Origin of the sequence: Kosakonia sp. PSU_27, assembly GCF_039409795.1 — a bacterium.
In the GTDB taxonomy this organism is placed as follows: Bacteria; Pseudomonadota; Gammaproteobacteria; order Enterobacterales; family Enterobacteriaceae; genus Kosakonia.
The window spans coordinates 277,273-291,602 of record NZ_JBCIVK010000002.1 but is presented as its reverse complement, the minus strand read 5'-3'; the positions used below and the strand labels follow the sequence as shown (position 1 = coordinate 291,602).

Annotated in this window: 15 protein-coding genes; 5 read left to right on the top strand and 10 right to left on the bottom strand. The window is 53.2% G+C overall.

Features of this window, described 5'->3' with window-relative positions; translation table 11 throughout:
* Positions 1 to 10: 10 nt before the first annotated feature.
* On the bottom strand, positions 11 to 943 hold the full coding sequence (locus AAIG26_RS05150; RefSeq protein ID WP_305736849.1) for a nucleoside recognition domain-containing protein: 933 nt from the start codon (positions 941 to 943) through the stop codon (positions 11 to 13).
* 316 nt (positions 944 to 1,259) lie between these two features.
* Between AAIG26_RS05150 and AAIG26_RS05145 the strand changes: the two genes are divergently transcribed.
* Together AAIG26_RS05145 and AAIG26_RS05140 are read left to right on the top strand one after the other, a co-directional pair.
* Positions 1,260 to 2,564, top strand: a complete 1,305-nt coding sequence (locus tag AAIG26_RS05145; protein ID WP_343180127.1) for a hypothetical protein — start codon at positions 1,260 to 1,262, stop codon at positions 2,562 to 2,564.
* A 1-nt stretch (position 2,565) separates the two neighbouring features.
* The gene (locus tag AAIG26_RS05140; protein WP_020456896.1) at positions 2,566 to 2,970 is read left to right on the top strand and encodes a hypothetical protein; all 405 of its coding nucleotides are present in this window, start codon (positions 2,566 to 2,568) and stop codon (positions 2,968 to 2,970) included.
* A gap of 45 nt (positions 2,971 to 3,015) precedes the next feature.
* Here AAIG26_RS05140 and AAIG26_RS05135 read toward each other — a convergent pair whose 3' ends face one another.
* From AAIG26_RS05135 to AAIG26_RS05125, 3 genes are read right to left on the bottom strand one after another with little or no spacing between them, the layout of a single operon-like run.
* The gene (locus tag AAIG26_RS05135; protein WP_045508757.1) at positions 3,016 to 3,774 is read right to left on the bottom strand and encodes an ABC transporter ATP-binding protein; all 759 of its coding nucleotides are present in this window, start codon (positions 3,772 to 3,774) and stop codon (positions 3,016 to 3,018) included.
* Positions 3,771 to 4,811, bottom strand: a complete 1,041-nt coding sequence (locus tag AAIG26_RS05130) for an iron chelate uptake ABC transporter family permease subunit (protein WP_045508760.1) — start codon at positions 4,809 to 4,811, stop codon at positions 3,771 to 3,773. The genes AAIG26_RS05135 and AAIG26_RS05130 overlap by 4 nt, the downstream gene beginning before the upstream one ends.
* Entirely contained in the window at positions 4,808 to 5,812 is a 1,005-nt protein-coding gene (locus AAIG26_RS05125; RefSeq protein ID WP_020456899.1) for an ABC transporter substrate-binding protein, read from the bottom strand. Before AAIG26_RS05125 ends, AAIG26_RS05130 begins: the two co-directional genes overlap by 4 nt.
* Before the next feature lie 206 nt (positions 5,813 to 6,018).
* Here AAIG26_RS05125 and AAIG26_RS05120 point away from each other — a divergent pair, with 206 nt between their 5' ends.
* Complete coding sequence (locus AAIG26_RS05120) at positions 6,019 to 7,260, top strand: MFS transporter (protein ID WP_313627128.1); 1,242 nt, start codon at positions 6,019 to 6,021, stop codon at positions 7,258 to 7,260.
* On the opposite strand, the gene AAIG26_RS05115 is transcribed toward AAIG26_RS05120, so the two are convergent.
* From AAIG26_RS05115 to AAIG26_RS05105, 3 genes are all read right to left on the bottom strand, one after another.
* Complete coding sequence (locus tag AAIG26_RS05115) at positions 7,257 to 7,355, bottom strand: YoaK family small membrane protein (RefSeq protein ID WP_017455774.1); 99 nt, start codon at positions 7,353 to 7,355, stop codon at positions 7,257 to 7,259. The genes AAIG26_RS05120 and AAIG26_RS05115 overlap by 4 nt on opposite strands.
* Before the next feature lie 104 nt (positions 7,356 to 7,459).
* A complete protein-coding gene (locus tag AAIG26_RS05110; RefSeq protein ID WP_020456901.1) occupies positions 7,460 to 7,693 on the bottom strand; it encodes a KTSC domain-containing protein in 234 nt (77 codons plus the stop codon).
* A gap of 400 nt (positions 7,694 to 8,093) precedes the next feature.
* Positions 8,094 to 8,573 (bottom strand): hypothetical protein, encoded by a 480-nt coding sequence (locus tag AAIG26_RS05105; RefSeq protein ID WP_020456902.1) that lies wholly within the window; start codon positions 8,571 to 8,573, stop codon positions 8,094 to 8,096.
* A 1,358-nt stretch (positions 8,574 to 9,931) separates the two neighbouring features.
* On the opposite strand from AAIG26_RS05105, the gene AAIG26_RS05100 reads away from it, so the two are divergent.
* Positions 9,932 to 10,819, top strand: a complete 888-nt coding sequence (locus AAIG26_RS05100; protein ID WP_343180126.1) for a LysR family transcriptional regulator — start codon at positions 9,932 to 9,934, stop codon at positions 10,817 to 10,819.
* A 471-nt stretch (positions 10,820 to 11,290) separates the two neighbouring features.
* Here AAIG26_RS05100 and AAIG26_RS05095 read toward each other — a convergent pair whose 3' ends face one another.
* The gene (locus tag AAIG26_RS05095) at positions 11,291 to 11,857 is read right to left on the bottom strand and encodes a LuxR C-terminal-related transcriptional regulator (protein WP_020456905.1); all 567 of its coding nucleotides are present in this window, start codon (positions 11,855 to 11,857) and stop codon (positions 11,291 to 11,293) included.
* Positions 11,858 to 12,159: 302 nt separating this feature from the next.
* On the opposite strand from AAIG26_RS05095, the gene yjbE reads away from it, so the two are divergent.
* Complete coding sequence (yjbE, locus tag AAIG26_RS05090; RefSeq protein ID WP_097406214.1) at positions 12,160 to 12,408, top strand: exopolysaccharide production protein YjbE; 249 nt, start codon at positions 12,160 to 12,162, stop codon at positions 12,406 to 12,408.
* Positions 12,409 to 12,710: 302 nt separating this feature from the next.
* Here yjbE and AAIG26_RS05085 read toward each other — a convergent pair whose 3' ends face one another.
* On the bottom strand, positions 12,711 to 13,562 hold the full coding sequence (locus AAIG26_RS05085; RefSeq protein WP_343180125.1) for a Vmh family MBL fold metallo-hydrolase: 852 nt from the start codon (positions 13,560 to 13,562) through the stop codon (positions 12,711 to 12,713).
* Between the two features lie 12 nt (positions 13,563 to 13,574).
* Entirely contained in the window at positions 13,575 to 14,213 is a 639-nt protein-coding gene (locus tag AAIG26_RS05080; protein ID WP_343180124.1) for a DsbA family protein, read from the bottom strand.
* Between the last annotated feature and the right edge of the window lie 117 nt (positions 14,214 to 14,330).

Here is a 14,330-nt window from a genome sequence, read left to right as displayed (position 1 = left end):
CGGCGTACGCTTAAAACATCACCGTATGCAAGACGGTGCGCACCAGTATCCCGACAATCGCGCCCGGCAGCGCAAAGCGGAACAGACGCACAAAGCGGCTGGCGATGCCGAGAAAAATGCCGATACCGGGCAAGTCCAGCGTCTGCACCAGAAAACCCGCCGAGGCGTTGATTTGCTCAGCCGTTAACTGCCCGTGCTGCACCATTTCGGACGCCACGCCAAAATACGCCGTCCCGCCCGCCAGGCATTTGGTTAACGCCAGCAACACATACACCGTCGAAATATGGAAAAACGATAACAGCGGCGTGAGCAGCGTGGTTAAGGCTTCCACGACGCCTGCGGCTTTCAATAACCCCACCACCGTTAACGACAGCAGCAGCATCGGTAGTGAACCCAGCGACAAACGGATGGCATCTGCCCCGGCGCCGTTAATCACCGCAATCAGACCCGCGCGCGGTTTATCTTTGTGTAATTCGCCCTCTTCGTCGCGCAGGCTTGCAGCGGAGAGTTTTCGTCCCGACACATAATAGGTCAGCGTGGAGGCGGCAAGCCCGCCGATAAGCGAAATCACAATCGCCATCCCCCAGTGCAGGCCGAACGGCGTTAGCGGGTAAAAGACGTTTGCCTGACCCATGGCGAACAACATGGCCAGCGTGGCGGCGAGATGGCGGTCGGAGGTGCCTCTTCTTTCCATAATCGCCAGGGCGGCGAGAGGCGCGGCGAAACTGACAAAGTTAAGCTGGATAAGGGCGAAAATCCCCATTCCGCTGATACCAAAAGGTTTCAGAACGGGGGAGGTAAGGCGCACGATGCCATCTAAAACCCCTTTCTCCTCCAGGTATTTCATCATGATGAGCATCACCACCATGATGGGCAGCAAGGTATACAGCGCAACATCTACGGAAACCTTGCCCGCCGACATGATGATTTCAATGATATTCATTACTGACTCCGGGGAATGTTTTCACCGCTATAGTACACCCGGCAACGGTTTGGCCGCCGCTTTCACCCCATTGTATTTACTTATTTTCTTTGCAGAGTCGCCAGTTTTACCCGAGCTACGTGATCTGGTAGGTGGCGCAATAAAGCCCCGCGAAACGTGGCATTCTGCAACAAATACAAAGAGATAGGCCGTGCAATAAAAAGAACGGTCGGCATAGCAGTGGTCGGTGTCGGGAAAATTTCACTTAACGTTCAGCCGATTATGCCGATAACCCGATTTTATGCCTGGAACACAGTGGGATGATTCGAGGTTACCGATGGGACTAAATATTTTTAAAGCACACAAGCAAAAAAAAGAAGCAGAAGAGATTGTGGTGAATGCGCGTTTTAAAGCGCGGCTGGCGGAAGAGGGGCTGGAAGAAGCCAGAAATACATCGTCAACGCTCATCAACACGCTGCTCGATCAAAAGCAACGCTATGCGGATGTCATTATCCCTGAGGCCTTGTCGGTACTGGAGAAGTGCCAAAAAGTTAACCGGCTGGAGACCAAAGTCTCGCAGGATGTGTTAGATAATTTTGCCCGCTACGACGCGCCTCAGTTGCAAACCCAGTCGGTAAAAATGACCGAAATCATTGGTACCGGGGTGAAAGGTACAGCGACCGGCGCGGCGCTCGCCCTCGGCTCGATGAGCGCGGTTTCGACATTCGGCGCGGCCTCTACCGGCACTGCGATCGCGTCGCTTTCCGGCGCTGCCGCCAGTAACGCCACGCTGGCCTGGTTTGGCGGCGGCGCGCTTTCCGCCGGTGGCGCAGGGATCGCCGGTGGCACCATGGTGCTGGGCGGCATTGTGCTGGCTCCGGTCGCCATTTTCGCGATGCTGAAATACAGCCAGAATGCGGAAAAAAAACTGACCGAAGCGTATGAATATCGCAGTGCGGTTAACAAGGAAGTGGCAAAAATCAATGCGGTAATCGAAGTAGCGCAGGCCATTAACCAGCATATTTCGCTGTATGCCTCGACCATTGAAGGTATTGCTCAGCGCCTGAAAACAAGTTACCAGATGCTGGATCAGGCACTCTCAACTAACGTTGCGCACGAGCGTGTCGTTTTCCTGAAACTCCAGACCGTACTGCTGGTAAAAGCGATGAAACAGTTGCTGGCGATACGTCTGGTGGATGATCAGAATAGCCCAACGCAGGAATCCGTGACGGTGGTTTCCCATGCGCAGGCCTTCACCGAGGAGCGTGTGAATACGCTGGTGACAAACCTGATCGCCGCAAATGATCACATGACCACGACCAGCGATGTCTCTTCTCTCGCACCTGGCGAGCAGAGCGCGCTCTATTTCTGGCTGGCAGACAGCCAGCGGCGCAAAGCAACTGCCGATGATGATGAACCTTCGTTTCTGGTGTGGATGGTGCTGTGCCTTCTTTTTGGCGCGCTGGGGTATTACCTGCACAGCATTGAGTGGACTTACACCTCGCTTGTTGCCTTTTTGTTCAGTTTCACCGGCTTTTCCGGGGCGTTAGGTCGTCTGTTTAATTTTGACAGCTCAGGGCTGGTGGGGACGGGCATTCTGGCCGTGATGGGATACGCAGCTTATTTATTCTGGTGGGCATAATATGAAAGCACTGTTTAACGCCTCGAAAGTGGCGGCAAAAGCGTCGCCGTTACAAGCGGCCTCGGCGGCGAAAGAGATTTTTGACGCCTGGCGTGATTTACAAAAATACCGTGCGGAGCAGGAAACGGCTCGCCATCAAATCACCAGGGAAACCGATGTGCAAATTGCGCGGATTCAGGCGCAAAAAGAGGTGCTATTGGAGGCGTTGAATCAGGATTTCGCGCTGCGCCAGACCTCGCTTACCCAGACGTTTGCTGTGCTGGACAAAGCACTGGAAACGAACAATCTGGACCTGTTAGATAAATCGTTAGGCGCGATTGTGGCCATCACCCAGCAATCTTCGGTGGTGTCGCTGAAATCGTTACATGCGACATTGCAGGACAGCCGCAACGTTATCGATCTGTAAACCTGTTTTGCGCCAGAACAGTGCTACGTTCTGGCGCAAAGCTTTTCACAAAAAGTGAATATGTTTTTTGCCGTGATCGGGTGAGATCTCAATGCGTGCCCGCACCTGAAACACCTCGGCCAGCATCGCTTCCGTGAGCACCTCGTCCGGCGTGCCGCGCGCCACAATCTGCCCTTTTTGCATCACGATCAGCGCATCGCAGAACATGGCCGCGTGATTCAAATCGTGGATCGCAACAATGCTGGTTACCGGCAGTTCACTGATAAGGCGCATTAACTGCATTTGATGATGAATGTCGAGATGGTTGGTAGGCTCGTCGAGCAAAATTTCGCTCGGCGCTTGCGCCAGCGCGCGGGCAATATGCACCCGCTGACGTTCGCCGCCGGAGAGGCTTTGCCAGCCCTGTTCGCTGTGCTCAAGCATGCCCACGCGCTCAAGCGCCGCCGTGACTATCTCATCATCACTGTGCGACCACGGGCTAAACGGCGAGTGGTGCGGAATGCGCCCCAGTTTCACCACATCGCGCACGCGAATGTTGGCTTCCGTCGCCGCATGCTGCTCAACAAACGCCACCCGCTGCGCCAGCGCTTTTTTTCTCAGCGTTGCGACATCGCGACCATCCAGCATCACGCTGCCGTCATCCGGGCGGCGCAGGCCGGCCAGAATGCGCAGCAGCGAGGATTTTCCTGAACCATTCGGCCCCAGCAGGCCCAGCGTCTGGCCCTTTGCTACCTCAAGCGAGACGTTATCGACAATGGTTTTTTTCCCTGCCCGCCAGCAGAGATTTTTGGCGCTGATACTCATGCGAATTTCCTTGAGCGATAGAGAATAACCGCGAAGAACGGCACGCCCACCAGCGCGGTAACCACGCCAACCGGCAGGCTTTGCGGCGCAATCAGCGTGCGCGAGGCAATATCCGCCAGCACCATCAAAATCGCACCGGCCATCGCACACGCCACCAGTAACTGGCGGTGCAGCGGCCCGATGAAATAGCGCATCACATGCGGTACCACGAGACCCACAAAGCCAATGGAACCCGCCATGCTGACAATGGTGGCGGTGATCAGTGCGGTAACGGAAAAGAGAATCAAGCGTACCGCACCTACCGGAATGCCCAGCGAGGCGGCAGCGTCATCGCCAAAGGTAAAAGCGTCCAGCGCTTTGGCGTGATACAGGCACGCCAGCAGACCAACGATAACCACGACTAACACCAGCTGGAATTCCGGCCAGCGCACGCCGCTGAAACTGCCCAGCAGCCAGAACATCACATCCCGCGCTTGCTGCGCGCTGGCGGAGGTGCTGATGCTGTACGCGGTGATGGCGTTGAAAAGCTGGGACGCCGCGACCCCGGCGAGAATGGTGCGTTCGTTACCGCCGCGCGCGCCGTTAGTCAGCACGGCGACAAACAAAAACGCGGCAAACGCGCCAACAAATGCCCCGGCAGAGAGCGACACCGCGCCTGCGCCGAGACCTAACACCACCACCGATACCGCGCCGGTGGATGCCCCGGCGGACACGCCCAGCACATAAGGTTCTGCCAGCGCGTTTTTCAGCAGGCTTTGCAGCACCGCGCCGCAAATTGCTAACCCGGCGCCGCAGCAGGCGGCAACCAGCGCGCGGCTTAGGCGGAAGTCCCAAATCACCGTTTCATGGATACGGTTTAGCGGCTCACTGGTCAGCCCCAGTTTATTGCTGACGGCGTAAAAGGTGGTTCTCAGCGGAATCGCCAGTTCGCCAACGCCGACGCTGACGGCAATCACCAGTGCGAGCAGCACCAGCGATAACAACAAGAGTACCGCGTGCTGCGCTTTTTTAAGCGCAGCCGGTGAGGGCGTGGTCATTTATCCAGCCCCAACTTCTCCAGTTGTGCGCCCACTTGTTCTGCGCCGTAGAACGTACGGATGGTCGGGTTCATCGCCTGGCCGTCCATCACCACGATATGGCCTTTTTTCACCGCCTCAAGCTGGCTGACCGCCGGATCGCTTTTCAGGAATTTGATCTTCTCTTCCGCGCTGTCCAGCGCCCAGCGGTTACGATCGAGACTGGAGACAACAATCACATCCGGGTTAGAAGCAATAATGCTTTCCCAGCTGAGCGTCGGCCACTCGCTTTCCGAGGTGATAGCGCTGTGCCCGCCAAGCAGGCTGGCGATATAACCGGAAGCGCTGTTCTTACCGCCGACATAGGCATCCGCCGAGGGCGAGGCGCTGGAGAACCAGAAGACAAACGACAGGTTTTTCTTGCCGTGGCCGAATTTACTGCGCAGCGCCTCTTCGCGCTGTTTAAACCCGGCAATCAGCTTCTCGCCGCGATCCTGTACATCGAAAATTTCGGCCAGATCGCTGATCTCTTTATAAAGCAGCGACGGGTTCCACAGGGTATGACGGCTACCGTAAATATCGCCGTTATCCTGTTTGGTTGCGCAGACACCCGGCGAGAGATAACTGTTTGCGCCAATGGCGGACAAATCTTCGCGCTTCGCCACTTTGCTGTCCGGCCCCAGCAGGATCGGCAACTGGGCGGCCACGAAATCGGGCTCCTGGGCAATGATCGACTCAAGCGTTGGGATCTCGACCGTCAGCACTTTCACTTTGGCATTCTGCGCGGCCAGCTGCGGCAGCACTTTGGTCGGCCAGAACGCGCTGGCCACCATTTTGTCCTGCAAACCAAGCAGCAGCATGATTTCTGCCGTGTTCTGCCCCAGCGCCACCACGCGCTGCGGCGCTTTGTCGAACGTAACCTGCACTCCGCAGTTTTCAATGGTCAGCGGATAATGGGTGGCTTGCGCCAGAGCGGAACCCGCAAACAACATCCCCAGTGCAAACAACGATTTTTTAAACATTGGCATCATCATGACCTTGAGAAAGTATTAGTTTTGTAAATGCAAATCATTCTTATGGCGGCTCTTATACCGAGCGGCATGGGCCTTGTCAATATGGGGGATTATCAATGAACACCTTGTTTTCAATGTGTGTTTAAAGAGAGTTGCCAGCAGGAAATTTCCCCGGTATTAAAGACCCTTGCGCGTTTTGCTGACCTGGATCCTTCATGCTTGCCCAAATTTCTGCCCCGTCGAAAGTGACCTCGCCGTATCTGCTCGCCGGTAGCCAGCTGATTTTTAATATCGGTTTTTATGCGGTGGTGCCGTTTCTGGCGATCTATCTGCGCGACGATTTGCTGCTTTCTGGCTCGTTGATTGGCTTGATCATCGGTCTGCGCACTTTCTCTCAGCAGGGCATGTTTTTATTAGGTGGCGCGTTATCCGACCGCTTTGGCGCAAGGATCATTATTCTGTGCGGCTGCGTGGTGCGTATCAGCGGGTATCTGCTGCTGGCGTTTGGCGGGGAGCTGCTGCCGGTGGTACTGGGCGCCTGTTTAACCGGCGTTGGCGGGGCGCTGTTTTCCCCCTCCATCGAAGCGCTGCTGGCGAAAGCGGGCACGCAGAGTGAAAAAGCGGGAAAGCGCAGCCGCGCTGAGTGGTTCGCGCTGTTCGCCATTTGCGGCGAATTGGGCACGGTGCTCGGTCCGCTGCTGGGTTCGCTGCTTGCCGGTTTTGGTTTCCAGCGCGTGGCGCTGGCCGGGGCGGGCGTGTTTGTGGTTGCGCTGCTGGTGCTCTTTTTCTGCCTGCCGGGTGGCAACGGGAAAACGGAAACGCTGCATGTGCTGCCGTGGTGGAAAACTTTTCGCAAACCGCGTTTTGTCGCGTTTATGGTGGCCTACAGTGCTTATCTGTTCAGCTATAACCAGCTTTACCTGGCGTTGCCGGTTGAGCTGAGCCGATCGGGCAGCAGCGAGAAAACCCTCGGCCCGCTCTTTATGCTGGCGTCGGTGCTCATCATCACGTTACAGATGCCGCTGGCGCGGCTTGCCCGCCGTGTTGGCGCGGCACGCATGTTGCCGGTGGGGTTTGCGCTACTGGCTGCGTCATTTATCAGCGTTGCACTGTTTGCCGCGACACCGGCACCGGAAAACTGGCAGCGCTATGTACCCGCCGCCTGCATGGTGACGCTATTAACGCTCGGGCAAATGCTGATTGTCCCGGTGGGGAAAGATCTGGTGCCATGGTTCGCGGATAACCAGAACCTCGGCGCGCATTATGGCGCACTGGCGTCGATGGGGGGCGTGACGGTGCTTGCGGGAAACTTCCTGTTAGGTGGGCAACTGGATAACGCGCTGACCCCTTCTGCGGCGGCGAGTATCGCCTGGTTGTGGCTGGCGCTGATCCCGTTGCTCAGCGCACTGGCCATGATATTTATCTGTCGCCCGATGGCGCAACACGCCGGGCGTTAGCTGCCTGGCGTGGCGTAACCGCCAGCGATAAACCACGTCAGAAAGGCGACGGCGACAATAAAAACCAGGATAGGAAACGCAATACCAATTCTCATAACACCTCGTTACGCTGTCGCCAGCATGAACACGCACCAAACCGCATCGTCTGCGGGCAGACAACGTTAGCACAAACGCGGGCAAAAAATTACCGCATCAGCGGTTAAAAACGGCTGCGATTTGCCTGCTCGACGGTAATTTTCAGGTAGCTACTGGCGATATGCTCGCGAAAATAGTTTTCCTGTTCGTGGCTCATCAAAAATGCCTGCCAGGTTTTGGGGGGCACGCCAAGATATTGCTCAACCCGGCCGTTGCTGTGTTCAAGCTCAAGTACGCAGGAGTTTGGATCGTATCCGGCGGCGCGCAGCGCGCGGCAGGAAAGGGGATGTCTTTTCATAATGTGTTCTGCTCAACGTCAATGTCAAAGTGGCACTTCTGCTATTGCTATCGGCAGTGGACGCGGAAAATTTACACTGCGGCCAGGGATTTAGCGGCGTGCCGTTTAACCAGCGTTTATTAAAGGGGGGTGTCATGCACAGAGCGGGATGCGCATTGCGCGTCGTTTCACGGTGTGAATCAGACGCCGGCAGGACGTTGCACAGCATGATCGCAGCCGTCCGGCTGTGACATGCACTTATTCGCTGTTCAGCGCGACAAACCGATGCGCAGAATGCCATGGTGCAGATTAACGAAAAGGGAAACCTGGCACAGTGATGTCATGGGTTAATTCATGCCTAAGCAGTGCCCTCACTAAGCAGGAGGGCACTGTTTCGCGTCGAGCAGGCTGCACGATCCGGTTAGCTGAGTAACGAGATCCAGTCGCTGGGTATATCAGTAAAAAAGGTGGCTTCCTGCGTGGCTGTTCTGGTGCCAACAATAACGTATTGGCTTAAGTCAGGGTTCGCGTCGGTTAAAATATAGTACGGCTTGCGTCCATACATATGCCCTTGATCGGGCAGTTGTGCTCCCACGCTGCCGTCGAGATTAAATTCAAAAAACAGCGCACTCTTCGGGGCGGTGATGCGATATTTATGTTTGCCATAAGAAGCGCCATCTTCAATACAGGAGGTCGAGACAGAATCCCCTTTAGAATTACTTATGATGTAACCGCCAATATCCACAAGGTTTTTAAAACCGTTGGTGACAATAAGCTGCTGAATATAGGCAATTGCCTGGGCTGGAGTTCGCCCGCGGCACGATTCAATGCGCGGCTGGAACCCGGTTTTTTGTATTTCGGAAATAACACGGTTATCACCGCGATAATAAATAGATGGCATCTCTTTATCTCCTCATGATTACGATGGGTGTTTATCGTGTACTGCTGGTATTTAATTTTGGTTATCGGATGCGCATCAAAAAAATAACGCACCTCTCACCGCAGGCAAACGGCCGGTATAGTGACGTCATATTTATATCAACCCATTTGAGCTGATTTAAATATTATCCGCTACCGTGTGTTCATCCGATAATCACTTAAAGATAACGGTGGAAATAAAAAAACAAATCGGGCTTTTGGCGTAGACCTTTTATCCGGGGCGGGTAACGTATCCATCTGATTGCATAACTCTGCGCGTGCGCGGAAAGCACAAACATAATCCAAACGGTTAGAATGTAGGTAACTTACTGAATAGAAGTGAAAACATATTGAAATGGCACCCCGGATAACAAAAAAGTGCTGGCGAACTCTCGCCAGTTTTTTATGGGCTGCAAAGGAGTGATCGTTGCATCGCAGGTCTGTTTATTCGTCCTGTTGGGTAGAAACCACAGACGTTTTTTCAGCGTTCCGCTTTATAAATGCTCGCACAACAGGGATTGCGTAAACCACAAACAATAAACAGTTTGCTGCAAATAACAGTGAAGTGTAAATATTGATCGCCAGGAAGGAGTCCAGTGAGCCGATTTTTACTATTACATCCAGTATTAACCTGCAGAACAGGCTGGAAAGATAATAGTGCGCGTAAGACAGAAACATGAAACAGAATAAAATGGTGTAGTTATCGCTATCGTTTGTTTTTCTTATGCTGAATGAGCAATAGTAACGATTTAGCAAAAACAATAGTTCTTTATTGTTTGATACAAATAACAGTGCTGCAAACACCGAGCACATGACTATTGTGAAGACATTCTGCACCTGGTACGTGAAAGGTAAATCTGCCATCACCGTAGAATATGAGTAGGCGTAATAGCCAATCGATAAAACAGACAGCAGTAACAATATTTTTCGTATCATTTTTCTCATCCACGGTTTCCCGCTCAAAACACATTCAGGTATTTGCATTGCCAAAGCATTGGCCCACCGATATGACTAACGGCACACCGCCTGTAAACTTTATGCATAAATTGCAGGGCGAAGATAAGAAGGTGCCGTAAGCGCAGTACACCGATGAGTGACATCGTGCGCAAAGGGCTGGCATTGCTGGTTGAAAAAGCGCCAGATGTCATGCGCCTTCGTTGGCATGACAGCCATTTCATCACCATGTGACGTTAAAACGGCAGCGTCACAGAACGCGGACTTACACAAAAAGCGGGAAGCGCGCGCGGTACTCAAAACACAAGGTATGCGAGGAAGGCTGTTTTGCCTGGCACATTTCTGAAACAATGCGCGTTACGTTTCACAAACCGAACAGGTGAACAGATGGACAGAGTGATGGCGGTGGTGGTGTTTAATCGCATCTGCGAGCTGGGAAGCCTGAGCGCCGCCGCGCGGGCGCTGGGTATTTCTCGCCCGATGGTCAGCCGCTACCTCGATGAAATGGAAAAATGGGCGGGCGCCCGGCTTATTCATCGTTCGTCTCGCCGCCTGACGCTTACGCCTGCCGGGGAGAATACGCTACAAAAGACGCGGCAACTCGCGCCGTTGTTTGGCGATATTGAAGGGCAATCGACGCGGGAAACACCCTCCGGCACATTGCGTGTCGCCTGTGCCCACTTCACGGCCAGCCACATTATCGGGCCGGTACTGCCGGATTTTCTGGCGCGTTACCCGGCGTTAAGAATCGAAGTCGAAGTGGGAAACCACCCGGTCAACCTGATTGGTGAACGCATCGATTTGGCGATTCGCATCACCAATAACCCGGAAGCAGGGGCGATAGCCACCCGTCTCGGCGAGTGCCGCTCGGTACTTTGCGCATCGGCGGATTACCTGCGTCTGCACGGTACACCGCACACGGTACACGAGCTTGAGCACCACAATTGTCTTCACTATAGCGGTTTCGCCGGGCAGTCGTGGCACTTCACCGACAGCGCACAAAACACGTGGCAAGTGATGGCGAACGGTAATCTGAGCGCGGGGATCTCGGCGGTGCTGCGCGATGCGGCGATTGCCGGGTGTGGGCTGGCGCTGGTGCCGGAACGGGAAGCGCTGGAGGCGCTGAATAATGGCCAACTGGTCAGGGTATTACCCGCTCTTGAACCGCAACGACTGGGGATTTATGGCCTGTATCAGTCTCGGGACCATCAACACGCCGCGCTGCGGTTGTTTATTGATGCTATCCGCCAGCAGTTAACCAGCGTGCCAGAATAAATAGCCATTTTATGTGGGGAATTCGCCGGGTAATAACGATGAAAAATCTAAAGATAATAGCGGTGTTGCGTACTCGTGCTGGCAATGCGCGGCAGCGCCATTGTTTTCCTTAGGTTTAATCTCATCATTAGCATTTAATTATTTGTGCTGTTGAGGCCAGTCTTATTTTTTGGTCAGCTATTGACGGCTGCGGTTATTTATCGGTTAAATGAAAGCCCGCCCGTTGTGAGTGAAACTAAAATGGTGATGATGAACCTGGCCTTGATAGGCGTGCTGCTGATCGTTATCGCGTATTCTTTTTACAGGCACTTTCGACTTGTACGCTCAAGAAAAGTGGGTCAACCGCGTAAATACGGTAAGAAGACTTAACGATATTTAATGTGAATTGCCTTTTTATCGATGGGATAAAAAGGCAATTTCATGTTGCGTCCTGGTTTTTATTTTGCTGAGTGTTGTAGTTATTTTTCTTTCTTAGCCGTAAGCGACCATTCTATTTATTTGCTCGCCCGGCGGCATAAAAAGTGGATCTTCACTCGTACTCTCATTTAATGTGGAGTCGGTAAAGGAAAAAATGCTAAACGCATAGAAAATGTCAATCTTTGTACTCGCGGAGATTTTCTTTTTTATGTTGTCCTTGTGCGATGAAACGGTTTTTTTGTTGATGTTTAATAGCGTTGAAATCTCCTCGTCACTTTTTTCGAAAATCATCTCTTTAAGAATCGCAATTTCGCGCCTTCCCAGACGGATCGTCTTAACATGCTGGCTGACTCTTCCGTAAACAAATTCGGTTAATATGTCCATTAAAACGCTGACCGGAACTTTATCGGGTATCACAATCATAGGCGTATGTGCCAACGTAAAGGGTATAAAATTACCTTTGGTTACCACTAATGTTCCCCGGCCAGAATAAGGAGCTGTAAAGTTAATTCCAATGTGCAAACCACTGCCGTTTCTGATTTCATTAACTAATTGCGTGATGCCTTTTTTGGTATAAGAGCAGGTGATTTTGCATAATATGACATCTATTTTTCTTTCCATATTACACCCTCCTGGAGCGTCTGGATGTGCGTGTGTAAAATTTGCAGTTTGAAATTTTTCTCAATCCTTTGTGGTGTTCTTCTATGTCTTCTTTGATCTCTATCATACTGCTAAAAAATTGTTAACTGAGGATTATCTTATTTTTATTTTTAAGCGAAATGTGCATCCGCTGAGATAATTTGGTTTCGCTGAGGAATCTCCCATTTGTTTTCATATTGTCGAGGAATGTCCTATTTTGCGATCCGTTTTTGCGATGGCGATTTAAAGTGCAGATGATCCCAAATAAATATGAGGACAGGATTATGGTGCTTTTAAAATACATTATTATCGCTTTCGTATTTGTTATTTCTGAAATTTGCTACGCAGCGCCCGCAGAAGAAGGAAAAGCCGCCGGGGAGAATGCAGCGGAATATGCAGTTGGCAGTTCAGCCGTCACCGGCGTGGCAGTTGTTTCTGCCGTAGCCGGTTTGCTTTTATTATCAATGGGCGGGGGAAATGACGGCAGTAATACCTCAACCAGCACAACGACGACGACTACGCCTGCCAATTAACAGTGACGCTTTTTTAATTCGCCACGCCAGGGCTTTTGAGGATTTAAAACGCAATGTTTGATCGCACCGGAAGGTGTGAGGGGACGTGTCATCCCGACGCGAGCCGACAGCCGATCGGCACGCGGAAGGTGAGTATAGTGCGAGTTGTGGGAGTTGCAGGAATGGATAAGGGGGACGCAGTGGGCCCCTTATCTTGTTCATGACGCGGCGTTTAATTCATCACGCCGCGCCTGGCGTGTGTGGAACAATATTGCAGATGATGCGTAAATTCTGATCTGGGAAATCAGGATTCCGCGTGACGATCACCACGTCATTTCGCCGGTGTTCACTTTTGCGCTCAGCGCCAGTGAACCCGCTTCTGCCAGCTTCGGATAAGCGGCGCTCATTGCTTTGATAACGCCCGCCGAGGTGTTATTCGCTTTCAGCGCCTGCTCGAAGGTATCGAGGTAATTAAGGGTAAACGTAATGGCCTGCTCACCGGCGGGACGCGCCCCCAGGTAATGACCGGGGATCACCTGCTGCGGCTTCAGGCGTTGCATTTCGCCCAGCACGTCACGCCACTGCGCACGTGCAGCCGGGGTTTGCGTATCGGCGCTCCAGACGTGGATGCCGCTGGAAATCGCTGTGCCGCCGAGAATGGCTTTATTCGCCGGGATCCAGACATAAGCCGCATAGCTTTGCGGATGGCGCAGCTCCAGCGTTTCACCATCGATAGTAAAGTGGGTCGCCGTGGTCGCTGTCGGTACGGTTAAGGTGTGCGGCGCGCCGTCCTTCATCTGCGGCCCCCAGTACGCCAGCTTGGCCTCTTTTGTCGCTTCGATATGTTTCACCACCGCCGGCGAGGCAACCACCTTGACCTGCGGCCAGGCTTTAACGATCGGTTCAAGGCCAAAATAGAAATCCGGATCGCCGGAGGTGATCACCACTTGCTTGAGCGTTTTGCCGCTGGCTTTGATCATCTCCACCAGTTTTTCGCCATCTTTCACGCTGAATTGCGCATCAAACAAAATGGCTTCCGTAGGACCAGAAACCAGCGTGGATGAGACGGCGAAAATCGCCTTTTCCTGCGGGTTATAAACCTGCAATTGTAACGGTGCGGCAACAGAAGAGGCGCTGGCGAGCATCAGCAATACGCCGGATAGTTTACGGTTCATGGTGGAGTTCCTTTAACGATATGTTTTTACGAGCGACATAAATGCATCCGGATTGCCGTAATACTGGCCGACCGGAAGCCGCGTGTAACGGCCATCTTCCTGCACCAACACGGCGCAGGGGAAACCCGCTCCGGCGGCTTGTGCCATGACCATGCGGCCATATTGAATGGCGGCGCGGGCTTCGCTTTCCGCCACCTGACCGTTGACAACAGGCAGACCGGTGGCGTGCTGAATCACCGCATTGACCACCTCATCGCGGGTGATATCACGGCCGTCCCGATACCAGGCTGTCTGGATGGCGTTAAGAAAGCGCAGTGCGTCAGCCGGTTCGCCAGATTGCTGTAAGGCTAACAAACCGCGAGTGGCCGGTAGCGAGTCGAGCAGCAACCCGTCGCGGGCGAGCAACTCTTCTTTATAAGCACGGCCAAACGGCATACCGGTTAATTTCGCGATCCGATCATCATGTTCGTGTACATGGGCCAGCCAGTCGGCGTCCAGGCGGCGGCGCTGCGCGTCGATAAACAGGCCGCCGGGCAAAATATGTTGTCGTTCAGTGAAGTGTTCAGCCGTGCGGTTAATCAGCGGCAGTGCGCCATAACTCCAGCCGCAGAGCGGATCGATTATCCAGTACAGCCCAGCCTGAAATGCCATGGTTATTCTCTCTTGTTGTGCAGGTGCCGCCCATTGTAGGCACATTGACGGTGAAGAGAATTCCCGTAACCGGACATGCAGCGTTTCGTAAAACGATCAGATAACCCCGCCATGACG